The sequence below is a fragment of the Acinetobacter sp. WY4 genome, from assembly GCF_018438165.1.
Lineage (GTDB): Bacteria > Pseudomonadota > Gammaproteobacteria > Pseudomonadales > Moraxellaceae > Acinetobacter.
Map to the genome: position 1 here is coordinate 914,596 of NZ_CP053947.1, position 19,792 is coordinate 934,387.

The 19,792-nt window shown below is 42.8% G+C and carries 20 protein-coding genes; 5 read left to right on the forward strand and 15 right to left on the reverse strand.

The genetic code is table 11. The features are described from left to right. Positions 1-46 precede the first annotated feature (46 nt). On the forward strand, positions 47-301 hold the full coding sequence (gene csrA / locus G4D73_RS04255; protein ID WP_004278972.1) for a carbon storage regulator CsrA: 255 nt from the start codon (positions 47-49) through the stop codon (positions 299-301). A 97-nt stretch (positions 302-398) separates the two neighbouring features. On the opposite strand, the gene rnhB is transcribed toward csrA, so the two are convergent. Both rnhB and G4D73_RS04265 read right to left on the reverse strand, forming a co-directional pair. Further along, positions 399-986 (reverse strand): ribonuclease HII, encoded by a 588-nt coding sequence (gene rnhB / locus G4D73_RS04260; RefSeq protein WP_005247416.1) that lies wholly within the window; start codon positions 984-986, stop codon positions 399-401. A 59-nt stretch (positions 987-1,045) separates the two neighbouring features. Continuing rightward, a complete protein-coding gene (locus G4D73_RS04265; protein WP_004278974.1) occupies positions 1,046-1,417 on the reverse strand; it encodes a hypothetical protein in 372 nt (123 codons plus the stop codon). Positions 1,418-1,634: 217 nt separating this feature from the next. Between G4D73_RS04265 and G4D73_RS04270 the strand changes: the two genes are divergently transcribed. Further along, on the forward strand, positions 1,635-2,198 hold the full coding sequence (locus tag G4D73_RS04270) for a cytochrome b (protein ID WP_213687464.1): 564 nt from the start codon (positions 1,635-1,637) through the stop codon (positions 2,196-2,198). Between the two features lie 43 nt (positions 2,199-2,241). On the opposite strand, the gene G4D73_RS04275 is transcribed toward G4D73_RS04270, so the two are convergent. From G4D73_RS04275 to yaaA, 4 genes are all read right to left on the reverse strand, one after another. Next, on the reverse strand, positions 2,242-2,595 hold the full coding sequence (locus tag G4D73_RS04275; protein ID WP_004278976.1) for a hypothetical protein: 354 nt from the start codon (positions 2,593-2,595) through the stop codon (positions 2,242-2,244). Between the two features lie 46 nt (positions 2,596-2,641). Beyond that, complete coding sequence (locus G4D73_RS04280; protein WP_005103600.1) at positions 2,642-3,643, reverse strand: adenosine deaminase; 1,002 nt, start codon at positions 3,641-3,643, stop codon at positions 2,642-2,644. Between the two features lie 76 nt (positions 3,644-3,719). Continuing rightward, positions 3,720-5,042, reverse strand: a complete 1,323-nt coding sequence (locus tag G4D73_RS04285) for an NCS2 family permease (RefSeq protein WP_004645563.1) — start codon at positions 5,040-5,042, stop codon at positions 3,720-3,722. Between the two features lie 1,207 nt (positions 5,043-6,249). Then, positions 6,250-7,032, reverse strand: coding sequence for a peroxide stress protein YaaA (yaaA, locus tag G4D73_RS04290; RefSeq protein WP_213687465.1), 783 nt, complete (start codon positions 7,030-7,032; stop codon positions 6,250-6,252). A 123-nt stretch (positions 7,033-7,155) separates the two neighbouring features. On the opposite strand from yaaA, the gene G4D73_RS04295 reads away from it, so the two are divergent. Next, positions 7,156-7,788 (forward strand): alpha/beta hydrolase, encoded by a 633-nt coding sequence (locus G4D73_RS04295; protein ID WP_213687466.1) that lies wholly within the window; start codon positions 7,156-7,158, stop codon positions 7,786-7,788. Positions 7,789-7,820: 32 nt separating this feature from the next. Here G4D73_RS04295 and G4D73_RS04300 read toward each other — a convergent pair whose 3' ends face one another. The 5 genes from G4D73_RS04300 to pheA form a co-directional block, all read right to left on the reverse strand. Next, entirely contained in the window at positions 7,821-8,363 is a 543-nt protein-coding gene (locus G4D73_RS04300; RefSeq protein ID WP_004278982.1) for a GNAT family N-acetyltransferase, read from the reverse strand. After that, a complete protein-coding gene (locus G4D73_RS04305) occupies positions 8,351-8,713 on the reverse strand; it encodes a hypothetical protein (protein WP_004278984.1) in 363 nt (120 codons plus the stop codon). The genes G4D73_RS04300 and G4D73_RS04305 overlap by 13 nt, the downstream gene beginning before the upstream one ends. A 99-nt stretch (positions 8,714-8,812) precedes the next feature. After that, complete coding sequence (locus G4D73_RS04310; protein ID WP_213687467.1) at positions 8,813-11,059, reverse strand: bifunctional prephenate dehydrogenase/3-phosphoshikimate 1-carboxyvinyltransferase; 2,247 nt, start codon at positions 11,057-11,059, stop codon at positions 8,813-8,815. A 3-nt stretch (positions 11,060-11,062) separates the two neighbouring features. Next, positions 11,063-12,154 carry a histidinol-phosphate transaminase gene (gene hisC / locus G4D73_RS04315; protein WP_213687468.1) on the reverse strand — a complete coding sequence of 364 codons (1,092 nt, stop codon included), beginning with the start codon at positions 12,152-12,154 and terminating at the stop codon, positions 11,063-11,065. Positions 12,155-12,220: 66 nt separating this feature from the next. Then, positions 12,221-13,330 carry a prephenate dehydratase gene (gene pheA, locus G4D73_RS04320; RefSeq protein WP_004278987.1) on the reverse strand — a complete coding sequence of 370 codons (1,110 nt, stop codon included), beginning with the start codon at positions 13,328-13,330 and terminating at the stop codon, positions 12,221-12,223. A 488-nt stretch (positions 13,331-13,818) separates the two neighbouring features. Here pheA and G4D73_RS04325 point away from each other — a divergent pair, with 488 nt between their 5' ends. Further along, positions 13,819-14,337: a DJ-1/PfpI family protein gene (locus tag G4D73_RS04325; protein ID WP_005106495.1), complete on the forward strand. Its 519-nt coding sequence runs from the start codon at positions 13,819-13,821 to the stop codon at positions 14,335-14,337. Positions 14,338-14,420: 83 nt separating this feature from the next. Here G4D73_RS04325 and G4D73_RS04330 read toward each other — a convergent pair whose 3' ends face one another. After that, on the reverse strand, positions 14,421-15,563 hold the full coding sequence (locus G4D73_RS04330) for an acyl-CoA dehydrogenase family protein (protein WP_005106494.1): 1,143 nt from the start codon (positions 15,561-15,563) through the stop codon (positions 14,421-14,423). 159 nt (positions 15,564-15,722) lie between these two features. Next, positions 15,723-17,066 carry a dicarboxylate/amino acid:cation symporter gene (locus G4D73_RS04335; RefSeq protein WP_004731608.1) on the reverse strand — a complete coding sequence of 448 codons (1,344 nt, stop codon included), beginning with the start codon at positions 17,064-17,066 and terminating at the stop codon, positions 15,723-15,725. Positions 17,067-17,475: 409 nt separating this feature from the next. Between G4D73_RS04335 and G4D73_RS04340 the strand changes: the two genes are divergently transcribed. After that, positions 17,476-18,477, forward strand: coding sequence for a glycosyl transferase family protein (locus G4D73_RS04340; RefSeq protein WP_213687469.1), 1,002 nt, complete (start codon positions 17,476-17,478; stop codon positions 18,475-18,477). A gap of 82 nt (positions 18,478-18,559) precedes the next feature. On the opposite strand, the gene G4D73_RS04345 is transcribed toward G4D73_RS04340, so the two are convergent. Both G4D73_RS04345 and G4D73_RS04350 read right to left on the reverse strand, forming a co-directional pair. Further along, complete coding sequence (locus G4D73_RS04345; RefSeq protein WP_213687470.1) at positions 18,560-18,832, reverse strand: YeaC family protein; 273 nt, start codon at positions 18,830-18,832, stop codon at positions 18,560-18,562. A gap of 3 nt (positions 18,833-18,835) precedes the next feature. Continuing rightward, entirely contained in the window at positions 18,836-19,774 is a 939-nt protein-coding gene (locus G4D73_RS04350; RefSeq protein WP_004645573.1) for an NAD(+) kinase, read from the reverse strand. Positions 19,775-19,792: the final 18 nt, after the last annotated feature.

A 19,792-nucleotide genomic window follows, 5' to 3' on the forward strand; every position in this document is an offset into this window, starting at 1 on the left:
TTACATTCAATAGATTGCAGGTTTTGCATTTTGCAAGGAGAAAAACATGCTGATTCTGACTCGACGCGTCGGGGAAACTTTAATGATTGGTGATCAAGTCAGTGTGACTGTGCTTGGTGTAAAAGGTAACCAGGTTCGTATCGGGGTAAATGCTCCGAAAGAAGTCTCTGTGCACCGTGAAGAGATTTACCAGCGTATCCAGCATGAACGTGCAATGCATGAACATCTTCAACATATCGATCAAGATTACCAACCTTCTTATGAAGATGACAGCCAGACACAAAATAACTTTAATCGTTAATGTTTGTGCGAAGAATAAAGCGGCTTTTGAGCCGCTTTAAATTTGTCCGCATTTTATATAAAAATATTAAATACTTAGATACTACTTTAAATAAAACTTAAAGTTCTGCACCCTGCTGTAATGCTGCAATCACCTTTTTCACTGGCCCAAAACTGCGGCGATGCTCATCAATGACACCATGCAAGGCAATTGCTTCAAAATGTGCTTTGGTCGGATAACCCTTGTGCTTGGCAAAACCAAATTGCGGATGCTTCTGATCCATCTCGATCATCTGATGGTCACGGGTTACTTTCGCCAGAATACTGGCTGCTGAAATTTCAGCATGCAGTGCATCACCACCCACCACGGCATCACAGCTCATGCGAAGGCCTTGAGGGACTTTATTGCCATCGACTAGTACATGCTCTGGTTGAACTGGCAAAGCTTCTACAGCACGACGCATGGCCAGCAAAGAAGCTTGCAAAATATTATGTTCATCAATCTCTGCCGCAGAAGCCTCAGCAATGGCCCATGCCAGCGCTTTTTCCTGAATCTCGATAAAAAGTTTTTCACGCTTCTTTTCAGTGAGTTTTTTAGAATCATTTAAACCCTCAATCGGGTTGTTCGGATCCAAAATAACTGCCGCAGCGACCACCGAACCCACTAATGGCCCACGCCCTGCTTCATCTACACCAGCAATCTTCATGTCTATTTTTCCATAAAAAATAGGCTGAACCAGTCAGCCTATTTCAATTTAATCTTGGCTTAGTTTACAGCTTCAGCTACACAAGCGTTAATGGTTTTTGCAACCACATTGCCGACAATCGTCGCACGTGCTGCCGGGTCAATCGCTGCAGTCGCCAAATCTACCGCTGTTACGCTTTGGGGTGCTTTTTCGCTGACACAGCCACAAATTTCAGTCTGGATATTCTGCTTTTGGGTCGTAGTCATTAGACGTGTAGCTGTTTGCCATGCTGGAATATTATTCAGCTCAGTCGTACATTTTGCATTGATCGCGATTTTAAGCGCAGCCCCACCCAGCTGTTGAGTCGTGGTTTGCGTTTCAGGGCTGCCTGTTGTTGCACAAGCCGATAAAACCAAAGTAAGCGGAGCAAGTGCAGCCAATAATTTTTTCACAGATCTGTTCCTTGTTTATTCATATATGAAGCGTGACGCTATTGTGCCGAAATTCACCTGAATAAGAAATCTATAAATCATCCTGAATGTTTAATCTGCACCCAGCAATTTCAATAGATGTTGCATGAAAGCCACCATAGCGTTGCAGATTTGGAATTGCTGAGTTGATTCGCCCTTTGCTAAGGTGCATTCATCTTTGAGGGCAATCGAAAATCACATGGAAAAAGTACAATATTACACGCGCACGGCACAATGGCTGCACTTGATCATGGCAGTTATCTTTATTGCGGCCTGGCTGATTGGTTTTTATAGTGGGAATTTTTTAAGTTATGAAGTCGATGGCAGCTTTAAAGGCGATGTCATCACCCTGCATAAAAATATCGCCACCACCATTATTTTCCTGTTGGTTGTGCGAATTTTCTGGCGTTATACCCATCCTGCCCCTGAACTACCGGACACTATGTCACCCCGGATGAAAACTTTGGCACATGCAGGTCATCTGGCTTTGTATTTTATGCTGATTGCTCTACCTGTCACCGGCTGTTTATATAGCTGGAGTCTGGGCTATCCAGCACCAGTGCTATATTTATTTAACCTGCCGGCACTGATTGCAGAAAATCCGGCTGTAACCGCGATCGTAAAACCCCTGCATATCTGGCTTTCCTGGGCAGTTGGCTTACTTTTAGTTGGACATATTTTCGCAGCACTGAAACATCATTTTATCGATAAAGATCATGTACTCAACAGCATGACCCGACAATCCAAATCTTCTAAAAAATAATCTGCAAAACCACACTCAATCAGCTTTCATTGCAAAGCTGATTTTATTTTAAGAACTCGGTCATGCAGCCTTTCAGACTGTTTGCAATAGCCTGTTGTGTGAGTTTTGACTTTACTTCTTCATCCAGAGTCGCTTTCAGTAAAGTGCTTGCCGGAATATCCTTGAGTGCATGCTCACCTACACATGAACAGACATTCTGTTCAAGTTCAGCTTTATTTTTGTCCTGCATAAAATAGGTCGAGGCAGTCCAGAATTTAGATGCTTTCAATTCTTTTGCACATTGGTATTCAATCACGGGTTTTAAAGTACGCTGTGTCAAAGTCATATCTGCATTTGAGCAGGCAGATATCAACACGCTACTGATGAGTAGAATTACATGTTTCAACTTCATATCCATCTATAAAAAACAAAGGCAGAGCGTACCCTGCCTGTTATCTAAAAACTTAAACCAGGGCACGGATCTGGTTGATCCATTGCTCTTTATCAGCATCGGTAATAAAAGAAGCTTCAAATGAGTTGATGGCCAACTGCTTCAATTCCTCGTTGCTTAAATCCAGTGCTTCAGCAATGGCAATAAAATTGTCATTCATATAACCACCAAAATAAGATGGATCATCTGAATTGACCGTGACATGCACACCTTGCTGTAAGAGGCGACGGATATTATGCTGCTGCATATCATCCACGACGCAGAGTTTCAGGTTTGACAATGGGCAAACCGTCAGTGGCATCTTTTCTGCGATCAGGCGCTGCATTAACGCCGGATCTTCTTCCGAACGTACACCATGATCAATACGATTCACTTTCAGCAAATCTAAAGCTTCCCAGACATAGGCTGCCGGGCCTTCCTCACCTGCATGTGCTACAACCAAGAAACCTGCTTCACGCGCTTTAGCAAAGACACGTTCAAACTTTGAAGGTGGATGCCCGACTTCACTTGAGTCCAAACCGACTGCAATAATCTGGTCTTTATAAGGTAAGGCCTGTTCCAATGTTGCAAATGCAGCATCTTCACTTAAATGACGCAAGAAGCACATAATCAGATGTGAACTGATACCAAGTTTAGTTTTGGCATCATCACAGGCTTTTTGCAAGCCGTTGATCACGGTTGCAAAAGCAACGCCACGATCGGTATGGGTCTGTGGATCAAAGAACATTTCAGTATGCACGACCCGGTCTTCAGCACATTTCTCAAAATACGCCCAGGCCAGATCATAAAAATCCTGTTCATGAATCAATACAGTAGCACCAGCATAATAAATATCCAGGAAGGACTGAAGATTATGAAAGTTATAGGCCTGTTTAACTTCTTCAACAGATTTATACGGGATGGCAATTTTATTACGCTGAGCGATCGCAAACATTAGCTCAGGCTCAAAAGTGCCCTCAATATGAACATGAAGCTCGGCTTTTGGCAAAGCTCGAATCAACTCAAGACGGTTCATCGCTTCTCCTCATGAAACCTAAAATAATAAAAAAAGGGTGCAAACTGAGTTTACACCCTTTCCAAATCTAGAAAAATTAGCCGCCAAATAGTGCGAATTTAAGCGTCCATAGTACTGCAATAATCCAGACCATATACGGTACAGTTGATGCTTTACCGGTTAACAATTTAATCAGTGCATAGCTAATGAAGCCCATCGCAATACCATCCGCAATCGAATAGGTAAATGGCATAAATACAATGGTTAAAAATGCAGGAACTGCTTCTGTAATATCTTCCCAGTCAATATGCACGATACCTTGAATCATTAAGACACCGACAAATAACAGCGCTGGCGCGGTTGCAAAGCTTGGTACAGACTGTGCCAATGGAGCCAGGAACAAACAGGCAACAAACAGGATACCGACTACAACAGCAGTTAGACCTGTACGACCACCGGCTGCTACGCCTGCAGAAGATTCAATGTATGGTGTAGTCGATGAGGTACCTAAAGCAGCACCTGCAACAATTGCAGAAGAGTCAGCAAAAAGTGCTTTTTTCAAACGCGGCAGTTTGCCATCTTTCAACAAGCCTGCACGGTGTGAAACACCTACGAGCGTACCGGTTGAGTCAAACAGATCAACCAGAAAGAAGACAAAAATCACGCCAATTAAACTGGCAGTGAACAGACCTTCAAAGCTCATTTGCATAAATGTGGGTGCAATCGATGGCACTGCGCCAACCACACCTTTAAATTCACTCAGACCCAATGCTGCTGAAATACCGGTTAACACCAAAATACTGATGATGATCGCACCACGCACTTTAAAGTGATGCATCACAACAACCAAAAGGAAACCAAATAATGCAAGCAAAACCGATGGTTGCTTTAAATCACCCAAACCTACCAACGTAGCGGGATTATCCACAATAAGGCCGGCATTTTTCAAAGCAATCAGCGCAAGGAATAAGCCAATACCACCACCGATGGCCAGTTTCAGCGACATTGGAATCGCATTTACAATGGCTTCACGGATTTTGAACATGCTGATCGCAATAAACACAAGACCGGAGATAAACACAGCCCCGAGTGCTGTTTGCCAAGGCACACCCATTCCCAAACAGACGGAATAGGTAAAGAAGGCATTTAAGCCCATGCCTGGTGCAAGTGCAATTGGATAATTTGCAATCAAGCCCATGACTAAACAGCCAATCGCGGCTGCAAGACAGGTTGCTACAAAGACAGCCCCATGATCCATCCCCGTTTCGGACAAAATCATCGGATTGACAATAATGATGTAACACATCGTTAAGAATGTAGTTACACCGGCAAGAACTTCTGTACGGAAACTGGTTTTGTTTTCACTCAGTTTAAACAGACGTTCAAGCATACTTTCTGAAGATGGATTAGGAGTCGTCATGACCTAGCCCCTATTGAGTAAACTTAATGCTTTAAGCAAGCCGTCAAATAAATGAAACTTTATAAAAAAATTCATCAATTTTAAGGATGTGTTAGCAACGAATATGCCAGCATAGCCATTTGACGGGTTAAAATGTTGGAACAGCTTACAGCCCCAGGGCTATGCTATAAAAACCCAAAAAAAATCTAAACAAAAAAGCTGCATAACCTTTATGCAGCTTTATTTTCTCGATTTAAATCAAATGCTTAACAAGATGAATTCTGCTTCATCCTGATCGTTGGCAAATTATAACACATTGATTTCTTATTGCTTATTTGATTTTACACTTTATTAGAAATTAATATATTCCAGTTGAATATTTAAAAAATTTTATTATATTTATTATGGTTTTAATTTTATTAATCCAGCCCAATTGGCGGGAGGAAGATATATAACCTGCTTAATGTCGATGCCGATTGGATTCCAGCAATTTGCTTGAATCACGTCCATCGTTCAAGACATGACGGATCTTTTCATATTTTCTGATTTCTGACTGTTTATGGACACAAAATCCTAATAAACTGATCATTAAGGCAAAAACAGGGATAGCATATATTTTCATTTTTATTATGCTGCTTTGTAACACTATGCAATTATGCTAACAAAAAACCTAACAAACTTGTGACATAGTTTACATTTAACCCGATAGAAGGCATTTATTTATCCTCTAAATATTAATTTTATGTCGTTTTATTTATTAATACTTAATTAATTTATAATTCTTTTTTCAAAAAATCGATCCTATTAAAAATCCTTTTAAAAAAAACTAAATAATTGAATTTAATATATTTTTTAAACCACCTAAAAGAAGTTTATTCAAAATTAAGATATGGAGATAAATGAAATCTAACCTATTCAATAGAAATTATTTCGATTTATTTTATCGGCCTTTTCCAAGAATGCTCAACTTTAATTTTTAGAATAAAATGATCTAAATAAGGGAGATTTTACTAGGGATTTTAAGATGTTTAGCGATATTTTTTATTTTTAATTACCTTGAAGCTCTACCTGATATTCAAGAATTACAGATTTTATAGTTGTCATGATGCTGTCTATTATTCCCTACTCACATCACATGCATGTACATAGTTCAAGAACCTAACCATAATAACGACATCCCAATATCCGGCATATATATCCTCATGCTGAATACTGGGAATCATCTCATTTATGCACTCAGTTGTTCATCACGTTTGAACACCAGTTCTCCCTTAAGTGAACTGTCTGCATCGAAATAATAGCCATCGCTATTAAAAGCTTTCAACTCTTCGACACAATCAATTTTATTTTCAATCATAAAACGCGCCATGAGACCGCGTGCTTTTTTGGCATAGAAACTAATCACTTTATATTTGCCATTTTTCTGATCCAGAAATACCGGCTTGATAATGTCTGCCTGAATTTTGCGCTCGTTGACTGATTTGTAATATTCATCAGAAGCAATATTCACCAGAATTTCAGAATTTGCTGCGGTTAAATCCTGATTAATCAGATCAGTAATGTGATGAGCCCAGAACTCATATAGATTATGCCCACGGGAATTGGCTAACTTGGTTCCCATTTCCAGACGGTACGGCATCATTAGATCCAAAGGACGTAACAGTCCATATAATCCAGACAACATACGTAAACGGTCTTGTGCATAGTGCAGATCTTCGTGCTTCAAACTATAGGCATCCAGTCCGGTATAGACATCACCCTTAAATGCAAAAATCGCCTGACGGGCATTGGCTAAATTAAAATCCGGTTGCCAGTCATTAAAACGTGCGGTATTTAAAGTGGCAATTTTTTCACTAACACTCATTAAGCTGGAAATTTCTGTTGCAGAAAGTGTGCGACAAATGTTGATCAAGTCCTGTGAATGTTCTAATAATCTCGCTTGAGTAAATTGGTCAGTCGGTAATGGAGTATCGTAATCGAGAGTTTTGGCTGGAGAAATTAAAGCGAGCATGGCAACCTGGTCAAAAAATGATTAATCAAACTATATCAGTCTGCTTATTTTAATTCCAATTCATGTTTTTATTCACCATAATCGTTAAAATGCACGATTCTCCTGTTAATCATCGGTTTTTATATGCCCGAGCAAATTTTTCTTCAAGGGCCTGCGGGTCAGATTGAAGTTTTTGTGGATTATCCTCAGGGTGAAGTGAAAGGATTCGCGGTAGTTTGTCACCCCCATCCATTGCAAGGCGGTACACCACAACATAAGGTTCCGGTTTTACTGGCACAAATGTATCTGGAACGTGGCTGTATTGTGTATCGTCCAAGTTTCCGTGGTTCTGGTCAAAGTGAAGGTATACACGACGAGGGCTTCGGTGAAACGGATGATGTATTAGAAGTCATTCGGTTAGCTCGCAACCAGCATATTGCCCTGCCTTTTTATGCAGGCGGTTTTAGTTTTGGTGCGCATGTCATGGCAAAAAGCTATGCAGCCTTACCGGTAGAATTGCAACCAAAGCAAACCATTTTATGTGGTCTGCCGACTGCAACAGTGGCTGGTATTCGCCATTATGTGACGCCCGCCATTAAAGGCGACATTCTGTTCATTCATGGTGAAGCCGATGAGGTGACTTTGCTCTCAGATATGATTGAATGGGCAAAGCCACAACGCCATTTAGTGACCGTATTACCTGGTGCCAACCACTTCTTTACCGGCTATTTAAAGCAATTGCGGATCGCAATGACCCGGTACTTAGCGCTTGGCTAAATAAAAAACCCATCAAATGATGGGTTTTTTTATTAAAAGACAAAATCTTCTGCAAAAATTTCATACATCACAGCCCGATATTTAGGCTTATCGATGTAGCGGATAATTTTTCCGCCCAAGCGTTCTGCAATTTTACGGCTAGCCCAGTTTTCTTCTGCTACCGGGTAGCTTAAAACTTGAATCCCTAATGTATTGAAAGCATAAGCCACAACACAATGCACTACCTCATGTCCATAATGATGACCATGTGCAGTTTCACGAATCCAAATACCGACTTCAGGTATTTCATCATGAAGTCGATGCAAACCACATAGCCCAATAAATTCTTGTGTTTCAATATGACGGATCACAAATACATATTCTTTATAATCAGTCATATTTTCCAGCCAATTTTGCCAGACTGTTGCAAATCCCTGTTCAGATTGTGGTGGGTCCCACGCCATAAAACGTGTCAAACTCGGCGTAATTGAAGCATAAGTTTCTTTGGCATCGGCTGATTTAAAACAATTCAGGATCAAGCGTTTACTTTGCAGTGTAGGCAAAGCTGATTGAGTCTGTTGAATTAGCTCTTCCATTCAAACTCGCTAAAGCGTTCCTGCTCTTTTAGAGAGGTTTCCACTGCCTGTGCAAGCTGATTAAGCAAACTTCTTTCGGTGATACGATCCAGCCAGTCCTGTTCTTCTTCAGGATATGAGGCAATCTCACAGACCAGATGCCCTTGTTCATCTCTGGTTTCGCAACTCACTGATAAAGGCAGCGCATGTTCTTCTACGCTGACGGCAACCTGAGCACCACTTTGGCTTAAGGTCTGAAAACCGTATTTACCTAATTTTTCGGCAAGTAAATGTGCTACATATTCCTGGGTTTCTTGACCATCCCGTGGTGTTTGGCTCTGGGTATTGGCCATGAATTTTAATTTTCGCATCGCTACTTCCAAATGGCTTTTTTCTTATATGGGTTTAGCATAAGCAATATAAACAAAACAGCCAAGCAAAAGCTTGGCTGTTTCACATAATTTTAAAAATTATTCTGATACTTGAATTGGCAGTCCTGCGATTGAGGTCAATTCTGTGAAGGTCGGGAAACTGGTTGCGACCGTTTCGGTTCCGACAATCTTGATCTGCTCCGAATTACGCAAACCGGCAATCGAAAAACTCATCGCGATACGGTGATCGTGATGCGATTCAATTTCACCACCCGTAAAGATTGGCAACCAGTCACCGGACTTACCCTTACCTTCAATGATGATGCCATCTTCAGTTGGGGTACAGTCGATGCCCATGGTTTGAAGACCATCTGCCATGACCTGAATACGATCCGATTCTTTCACGCGAAGCTCGGCAGCACCGGTCAAAATTGTCTGACCTTCAGCACATGCAGCGGCAATGAATAGCGCCGGGAATTCATCAATTGCTAATGGCACCTGATCTTCCGGCATATGAATCCCTTTTAATGTACGTGTACCACGAATACGGATATCAGCAATCGGTTCACCGCCTGCAATACGCTCGTTTTCAACTGTAATGTCCGCACCCATTTGCTTGAGGATTTCGATCACACCAGTACGGGTCGGGTTAATGCCTACCGCTTCAAGGGTGACGTCCGAATTTTCAGTAATAGCCGCACCCACCATAAAGAAGGCTGCTGAAGAAATATCTGAAGGCACTTGAATGTTGGTACCCACTAACTTGCCGCCACCTTGCAGGGAAATTCGGTTGCCTTCTGTTTTCACTTCATAACCAAATGCACGCAGCATACGTTCAGTATGGTCGCGTGTTGGTTCTGGTTCAGTCACCGAAGTTTCACCTTCCGCCCATAGACCTGCAAGTAGAATCCCTGATTTCACCTGAGCAGAGGCCATTGGCAAATCGTACTGAATCCCTTTAAGGTTTTGATTGCCGGTGATGGATACAGGTGGTGTGCCGCGTTCACCTGTGGTCTGAATTTGCGCACCCATTTCACGTAAAGGCTTGGCAATACGCTCCATTGGACGCTTGGATAAAGATGCGTCACCAGTCATGACTGAATCAAATTTTTGTGCAGCCAGCATACCCGACAACAAACGCATTGAAGTGCCCGAGTTGCCCATATAAATGGCAGACTGTGGCGCTTTAAGGCCATGCATGCCAACACCATGAATGGTCACTTCACCATTTTTAGGGCCTTCAATGCTCACACCCATATCACGGAAAGCTTGCAGTGTCGCTAGAGCATCCTCACCTTCCAAAAAGCCGGTCACATGTGTGGTACCTTCTGCAATCGCACCAAACATGATCGAGCGATGTGACACAGATTTGTCACCTGGCACGGTAAATTTACCCTGAAATTTCTTGGCACCCGGCTGAATGGTAAATTGTTGTGTCACTTTATTTTTCTCCATGAAAGGTTTCTTGGCGAGCATATGGTTGAAATGCTGGCGAGCTGCCTGCGCATGACCTAATAAGCCCATCAATGCGTGGGAATCTTCATCTTCAATCAATTTGCGGATAATCGCGAGCTGCTGTTCAAAGCCATCAACAGCATTCAGAACTGCTTTTTTATTAGCAAAAAAGATGTCATGCCACATTTGTGGATCGCTGGCGGCAATTCGCGAGAAATCCCGAAAACCACCCGCAGCATAACGAAATATATCTAAATTGTCTTCACGCTTGGCCAATTGTTCAACCAAGTTGAATGCCATAAGATGCGGAAGATGACTGGTATGCGCCAGCACTTCATCGTGCTTGTCGACATCCATGCAAATCACTTCGGCTTTCGCCGCTTGCCACAGCTGAATCAGTTTATCGACGGCCCAGTTTGCACTGCTTGGCAGTGGCGTCAAAATCACTTTGTGATTGGCAAATAAATCAACTTTACCTGCATGTACCCCAGTATGCTCGGCACCTGCAATCGGATGGCCCGGTACAAAACCTTCAGGCAGTTCATCGCCAAAAACCGCTTTCGCTGCATCGACCACATTACCTTTGGTACTACCAACATCAGTAATAATGGTATTGGGAGATAAATAAGGCTGAATGGCTTCCAACACCTCTTGCGTGGCACGTACCGGCAATGCAAGCACTACCAGATCAGCACCTTTGACCGCCTCTACAGGATCGGCATAGCCTTCGGAAATCAGGCCAAGAGATTTAGCATCTTCCAAAGTCTTTTGTGAACGTGTCGATGCAACGATGTCATTGGCCAAATGCTCGGCTCGAATGACACGCGCCAGACTTGAACCAATCAGTCCAAGCCCGATAAATGCAACTTTTTCAAACAGTGGCTGCGACATGGTTTAAGCTTTTGCCTCTAAACCGAGTACTTTAGCCAATGCGCTCAAGAATTTCGCATTTTCTGCTTCAGTACCAATCGATACGCGAATGTGATTTGAAATACCAACCGGACGCACAATCACCCCTTGTTTGAGCAAACCATTGAAGGTTGCTGATGGGTCTGCCTGTACATCTACCAGAATAAAGTTGGCACGTGAAGGCACATAGTTAAGACCCAAAGCCTTAAAGCCAGCTTCAAGTTGCGCCATACCGGCTTTATTCACTTCACGAGAACGCGCGATAAAGTCTTCATCTTTCAGTGCAGCCACCGCAGCGACCATCGCTAAATGGTTGACATTAAATGGTTGACGAATACGGTTCAGGTAATCTGTCACTTCAACTGAAGCCATAGCAAAACCAACACGTAGTGCAGCCAAACCATAACACTTCGACAAAGTACGGCTAACGATCAGGTTTGGATATTGCGCAAGGAATTTCAAGCTGTTGAAGTTTTCCGGGAAATATTCCACATAGGCTTCATCCAGAACCACGATGACATTAGCAGGAACTTTTTGCATGAAAGCTTCAAATTCAGCTTCTTCGAACCAGGTTCCTGTTGGATTATTCGGGTTTGCAATGAAGACGAGTTTGGTATTGTCCTGAATGGCAGCCGCCATTGCTTCCAAGTCATGCGAAAAGCCTTTAGCTGGTACTTCAATCGCTTGCGCATTAATGGCTTGAGTTACCAATGCATAAACCGCAAAAGCATGCTGGCTATACACCACCGAATCATTTTCTGAAACGAATGCACGGGCAAACATTTCCAGTAAGTCGTTTGAACCATTCCCCAAGGTAATCTGATCATGATTAAAACCAAACTGGGTTTTGATCTGATCTTTCAGGATAAAACCACCACCATCTGGATAACGGCCAATTTCAGCAATTTCCGCAGCGACCGCTTCTTTGACTTTATCTGAACAACCCAGCGGATTTTCATTTGAAGCCAGTTTGACGATATCGGTAAGACCCAACTCGCGCTCAAGTTCACTGATCGGTTTACCCGGTTGATATGGCTTTAATTTTGAGATGCCTGAATTGGCTGGAACAAACGACATTTTAGACTTCCAATTTTGGGTATAAAACAGTGGTCAGCACCCTCGCCCTGACCACGTATAGCTGACTTAAAGTACAGCTGCAGGATATGAACCGAGCACGCGAACTTCTTTAACCAAAGGACGAATTTCTTCAATGGCTGCTTTCACGTGTTCCTGCTCAATATGGCCTTCAAGATCAATGAAGAACACATAAGCCCATTTTTCAGGAAGTGCAGGCCGGGTTTCAATACTGGTCAGGCTGATATTGTGCTTGGCAAACGGCGCCAGAATTTCCAGCAAAGCTCCGGCACGATCATGCGCTGAGATTAGTAATGAAGTCTTGTCATTACCACTTTGCGGCACTTTTTCACGACCAATCACCAGGAAGCGTGTGGTATTTTCCGGATTGTCCTCGATATTGCTATGCATGATTTCGAGGTCATAGATACTCGCGGCAATTTCAGAAGCAATTGCAGCAGAATGCCATTCATTACGAATACGGCGTGCTGCTTCCGCATTGGAACTTAAAGCGACACGTTCCACACCTGGATAATGAGCATCCAGCCACTTACGGCATTGAGCCAAAGTCTGCTGATGCGCATAAATCTGTTTGATGCTGTCTTTACGGGTATTTTCAGAAATCAGGAACTGATGGTGAATCGGTAATTCAACTTCGCCAATCACATTCAGGTTCGATGTTTTAAAACAGTCCAAAGTATGGTTAACCACGCCTTCAGAGGAATTTTCTACCGGCACCAGACCATAATGGGCACTGCCTGCTTCCACGTCACGGAAAACTTCATCAATGGTCGGTAAAGGACGAACCACAGCATCATGGCCAAAGTGCTTGAGTACCGCAGAATGAGTATAGGTCCCGACTGGTCCCAAGAAAGCAATGCTTTGCGGAGCTTCAAGTGCAAGACAGGCCGACATGATTTCACGGAACAGACGTGCCATGGTGGTATCAGACAATGGCCCTTCATTACGTTCCATGACATTACGCAAAACCTGAGCTTCACGTTCTGGACGGTAAAACAGCGGATTCTCTTCTGAGGCAAACTTTGCTTTTGCCACAGCTTCAGCCAAACGTGCCCGACGGTTAATCAATTGCTGAATTTGCTGATCAACAGAATCGATATCTTCACGAATTTTTACCAAATCAAGAGAAGTCGTGGTGTTTTGATCGTCGTTGATCATTGTTCTGTCGCCCTTCATAAACCTTATCTGTTCAGTATAACAATAGTGAGCTTTCAAAGGTTACGCAATATGACATTGGTAGATTAAGTCTTAAAAACATACAGTTGATTTTAACCGTTTATCGCTTTTAGTCATATCTGGTAACATTTACTTCAGCTTTTCTGCTTGATTTACATTATTAAATTGTAAACTTTGCCTGTCCATATTAACTGATTTTAAGGAAGATGAAATATCACTATTTCTTAATCTATATAGCGGTTTTAAGCATAAGAAAATTAAAATAATTGCTTCGCAAACGTCATTTTTGAACCATTCATATCTAAGATAGATTTCACAATAAAATGCACACTCTGCAATCCCATTTTTATCGACTTCTCTTTGATTTCACTTATTTTTTTACATTAAATCACTACTCAATTACAAAGCAGAGACGGTTTTTTAACCAATCATAGATAGTCTAACTTAAAACAAGCGTTTGGGTGTCAGTCATGCCAAAAAGAATAGCTGTACTTTTGACGAATAATTTTGAAGATCAGGAATATCTTGAACCCGTTGCAGCCTTGCTGGAAGCAAAGCATAGCATCTGTAATATTGAGTTTAATGCAGGAAAAGTGGTCTATGGTCTGCATGGCTGTTCTGCAGTGACGATTGACCGGGACATCGAACAAATCAGTATTGATGATTTTGATGCCTTGCTGATTCCTGGCGGTGAATCTGCAGTTTCTTTATCTACCGATATGCGGGTGCTGCAATTTATCCAGGCTTTTAATCAAGCCAAGAAAACCATCTTTAGTTTATGTGATGCATCATTATTACTGTGTGAAGCAGATGTGCTGAAAAATCGAATTATTACCAGTATTCGCGCGCATGCCAGTCGCGTCCAACGTGCCGGTGGAACGTATTATGATGCAGAACTGGTGAATGACAATAATCAGTTGATTTCATCGCGTCTACCCAATGATTTACCCATTTTTATTCATGAATGTTTGGATGTTTTAAAATCATAAAGTCTTAAAAAATATTTCCCATCTTGGCCATGTTCTCCCCTATAAAAAAGAGTCCTTCGGGACTCTTTTTTATGGTTGAGCTATTAACGCCCTAACAGACCGCGGGCCACAATCTCCTTCATGATTTCATTGGTACCCCCATAAATCCGCTGGATCCGCGCATCAACGAAGAAACGTGAAATTGGATATTCAGTCATATAGCCATAACCCCCAAATAATTGCAGGAGATTGTCCGCGATTTTCATCTGCATATCGGTAGAAAAGCTCTTCAATGCCGCTGCAGTTTCTACATCCAGTTTCCCTTGCATATAAAGCTCAAGATTCTGGTTATAAAATGCTGCGGTCGCCAATTCATCAATTTTCGCTTGCGCAAGCACAAAACGGGTATTCTGGAATTGACCGATCGCCTGACCAAAAGCCTGACGCTCTTTCACATACTGTGTGGTCACATCAATAGATCCACGAATGGCGCCTAGAGCGGTGGCAGCAATGGCGGTACGCTCACGCGGCAATTCCTGCATCAGGTAAGCAAATCCCTGTCCCGGCTGACCCAGTAATTGCTCCTTTGGCACTTTGACATTGTCGAAGAACAGTTCAGACGTATCCTGAGCATGCAGACCAATCTTGTCCAAATTGGTGCCTTTTTTAAAGCCTTCCAGATGGGTATCGACCAGCAACAATGAAACGCCTTTGGCACGGGCTTGCGGATCGGTTTTGACGGCAAGCACCACCAAGTCAGCATGCTGACCATTGGAAATGAAGGTTTTTGAGCCATTTAACAGATAATGTTCATCATGCAAGATGGCACTGGTGCGCATAGCTTGCAAATCTGAACCAGCACCCGGTTCAGTCATGCCGATCGCACCGACCACTTCACCGGTGACCATTTTTGGTAACCAGTATTTTTTCTGTTCTTCGGTACCGATATGCAGGATATACGGTGCTGCAATATCGGAATGACAAGACAGACCTGTGGCAATCGCACTGTATCCGGCACGTGCAGATTCTTCGATCAGCATCAAGGAATAATCGGTCGGCACCCCATAGCCACCATATTCTTCTGGAACATCGACACACAAGAAGCCATTTTCACCGAGTGCATTCCAGACTGAACGCGGCATCAGACCTTCACGTTCCCACTGGTCGTAGTACGGTGCGACATGTTCGTTCATAAAGCGTTTAAAATTATCGCGGAATAATTCTAGATCGGCATCGTAGGCAAGCATTCTATTGTCCTTGTTGTTTATCATTTTAGTTTCCTTTTCACAGACTATCGACTTTCCTGCTCCCTGTCATGTGCCGGCATTCATCTTTTTACTAACTTCACAGTCAATAAAAAAGGGAAGCCGAAGCTTCCCTTTTAGACATGAAAGACAGATTCAAAATTAGTGAGCGTTATTGCCTTCTTGTGCCATTTTTTCGTCAATTTCTGCAGGATTTGCTAAAGCATAGTTCAGCTTGTCCATATCTAACTGGCCCACCCATTTCGCAACCACTAAAGTCGCCAAAGAGTTACCGACCAGATTGGTCAAGGCACGAGCTTCAGACATGAAACGGTCAATACCGAGAATCAATGCCAGACCTGCAACAGGAATATTCCCTACAGCAGCCAAAGTTGCCGCCATCACAATAAAGCCTGAACCAGTCACGCCTGCCGCACCCTTAGATGAGATCAGAAGTACCAGAAGCAGGGTAATTTGATGAGACAAGTCAAGTTGCGTATTGGTTGCTTGCGCAATAAAGATTGCAGCCATCGTCAAGTAAATCGACGTACCATCCAGGTTAAATGAATAACCAGTTGGAATCACCAGACCTACCACCGACTTCTCTGCACCGGCAAGTTCCAGTTTCTTCAACATACGTGGCAGTACTGATTCTGAAGATGACGTCCCCAGTACAATCAGAAGTTCTTCGCGAATCAGGCGGATCATCTTCATGATGCTGAACCCTGCGAAACGCGCAATTGAGCCCAATACGATGAAAATAAACAGTACGCAGGTAACATAGAAACAAATGATCAACTGTGCCAGCTGAGCAAGAGAACCAATACCATATTTACCAATTGTAAACGCCATTGCACCAAATGCACCAATTGGAGCAAGTTTCATCACCATGTTCACGATGTTGAAAAACACATGTGAAATCTGGTCGATGAGTTTCAGGACTGGCTTGCCTTGATCACCTAGCTTATGCAGTGCAAAACCAAAGATGATCGCGAACAATAGAACTTGCAGGATTTCGCCTTCTGCAAATGCGCCCACAACCGTATTTGGAATGATGTTCATCAGGAAGTCGATAGTCGATTGTGACTCACCTGAAGCGACATATTTACTGATGCCAGTGGTATCCAGTGAAGCAGGATCAACGTTCATGCCCACACCAGGCTTGACGATGTTAATCACGACCAGACCGATGACCAAAGCAATCGTGGATACGATCTCGAAGTAAAGTAAAGCCACACCACCAGTTTTACCGACTGATTTCATGCTTTCCATACCTGCAATACCGCTGACCACGGTACAGAAAATCACAGGTGCGATAATCATTTTAATCAGACGGATAAATGCATCACCAAGCGGTTTAAGCTGTTCGCCCAAGCCAGGGACATGCTGTTCTACGCCATTGATAATTTGCGTACCACTAGGCGAAAAATGCCCGACCAGAATACCTGCGATAATGGCCACAATCACTTGAAAATACAGTGACTTATAAATTGGTTGTTTCGCCATAATAAATCTACTTGAACGATATCAAAAATAAGAAAGACCATTTTGAGAAATATACTGACCTCTTCATCCCTTCTCAGGATGAACCGGATCAAGTCTCAAAAGGCTCAAGAGAATGTTCAAAAATGATAATCAGCCATGCATTGAATCTGACACTCAAGTATCAGACCAAAGTATTAAATGGGAAAAAGAGATTAAGAAAAATTAAACAGACTCTAAAAATTGCCTAAATTTTACCGAATATTCAGACTAAATGTGCATAACTTATTATGCGCTTGTTTATGTTTTAACCAGAATAGATTAGACATTAGTCGATAATCAGATTTAACTGATTGTTTTACGTATACTGAAATGTTTATGGATTTTCACCCTCTCCCTTGACATTAATATTTTCTGCAAGCTGTAAAAAGTTATGAATACCAAAAGAAATATTTATAAAGATTTCGAACATCCCTTTGCCCAATATGTACGCATTGTGGGTAAAGGGAAAAATGGCGCCCGCTCTCTCTGCTATGATGAAGCCTATCAAGCCTTCAGTATGATTTTGAAAAATGAAGTGCTGGATGTGCAGTTAGGTGCATTCTTGATGTTATTGCGGGTCAAGGAAGAATCTGTAGATGAGTTGGCCGGTTTTGTACAGGCGACACGTGACCAGCTGAGTTTCAAAAAACTGGATGTCGATCTGGACTGGTCTTCATATGCGGGCAAGCGCAAGCATTATCCATGGTTTATTCTGGCAGCCCTGACACTGGCCAAGCATGGTTATAATATTGTGATGCATGGTGCCTCGGGCCATACCATGAACCGCGTTTACACCGAACAGGTGCTGACTTACTTAGGCTATCCAATCTGTCAAAATGATGCCGAGGTTGAACAGCAACTTCTCCAACAGCATTTTGCTTACATACCGTTAGAAGTAATTTCTCCGATTCTTGCAGACTTGATTGCGCTGCGTAATGTCATGGGCTTACGCTCCCCAATTCATACCCTGGCGCGTCTGATCAATCCCTTTAATGCCAAAGCGACCCTGCAAGCCATTTTCCATCCAGCATATCGTGGTTCGCATCAGCAAACAGCTTTCCGCTTGGGCTATAAAAATAGTGCCGTGATTAAAGGTGAAGGGGGCGAATTCGAGCGTAATCCGGATGCCAAAACGCTCATCTGTGGCATTAAAGATGGCCTGCTCTATGAGCATGAATTGCCAAAGCTCACTGACAACCGCAGTCCAATTGAAGAAGAACTGGATCTGGCGCTATTTAAGGCTGTCTGGGACGGTCAGCAAAGCCATGATTATGGCGAGATTGCAGTGATAGAAACTATGGGCATTGCGCTATATACCATGGGCGTGTGTGACAGCTTTGAAGCTGCGATGCAAAAAGCCAAAATCTTATGGGCGAATCGCCACACGGTTTAATCTTGTGCAAAAGAAAAAAGCATTGTTCAGTGAATGAACAATGCTTTTTTTAATTGTATTGCTATTGGCTGGGAATTAAGCCTTAAACAAAACGAATCGGCTTGAATTCTGGTTCATTCTTGTGATGATCATCATCACATTCCTCACCTTCTTCTTTAGTACCACGGTCGATATAACCGCTGCGCTCATTTTCAGGCAGGTTTTTCATTTCCCAGGCATACACCGCCTGCATACAGGTCTGACGCTGTTCCGATGTCAAGGCTACACCATTTGGCCACTTTCCAATTTCGACTGCTGTTCTTAGACGTTCAACAATCTCAGGATTGAGTACGGCAAGCATTTGTTCAATATTCATGATTTAATCCTGCTTAAAATAATCAAAGTCCTGATTCCACCCCAGTTTGGTTCGACAGGCATTATAAAAGTCATAACCGGGTGGATGCAGAAGATTCAGTTTAAAGGGATGCTTGCGAATATGGACGCTATCGCCCACATTCAAAGACACACTGTGTTGTCCATCCGCACTGACCATCGGCAGTACGCGATTTTCACGAATCAGTAATTTAATTTCACTGTGTCCACCGACCACAATCGGGCGTGAAGACAAGGTATGCGGATGCATCGGCACCAAGGCAATCGCATCCATGCTTGGATGTACAATCGGGCCGCCACCAGAAAGCGCATAAGCCGTAGAACCGGTAGGTGTAGAGACTATCAGGCCGTCACTGTGCTGACGATAGACATATTGTCCATCAATATTCAGCTCAAAATCGATCATGTGCACCGATTTTCCTGAATGAAGTACCACATCATTTAAGGCAATAGCATCGTAAATCACTTCACCTTTGGAGCGAATTTCGACTTCAAGTAAAAAACGTCGCTCAGTCTGAAAGTCACCTTTTAATACCTGATCCAGCTTGAAGATCACTTCGGTCGGTTTGATATCCGTTAAAAAACCCAGACGACCACGGTTAACCCCGATCACCGGGGTATTGTATTTGACCAATGCGCGTGCTGCATGTAACAGCGAACCGTCACCGCCCACGACAATCACCAGATCCACCACCTCACCCAATAAGGCACGACTGACGGTTTGGGTATTTTGATAGGGAACAAGTTCAGCTGTCGCTGCATCAAAAACTGGATGTAGGCCTAAATTGAGAAGATGATCGTGAATAAGGCATAAGGTTTCAACCACCGACGATTTATCAGGACGTCCTATTAACCCGATATTTCGAAAGGTCTTATGGGAAATTTGCACCAGTGTCGTCGCTCCGCTACGAATCCTGCTTATCATAACATTAAGCTATACCTG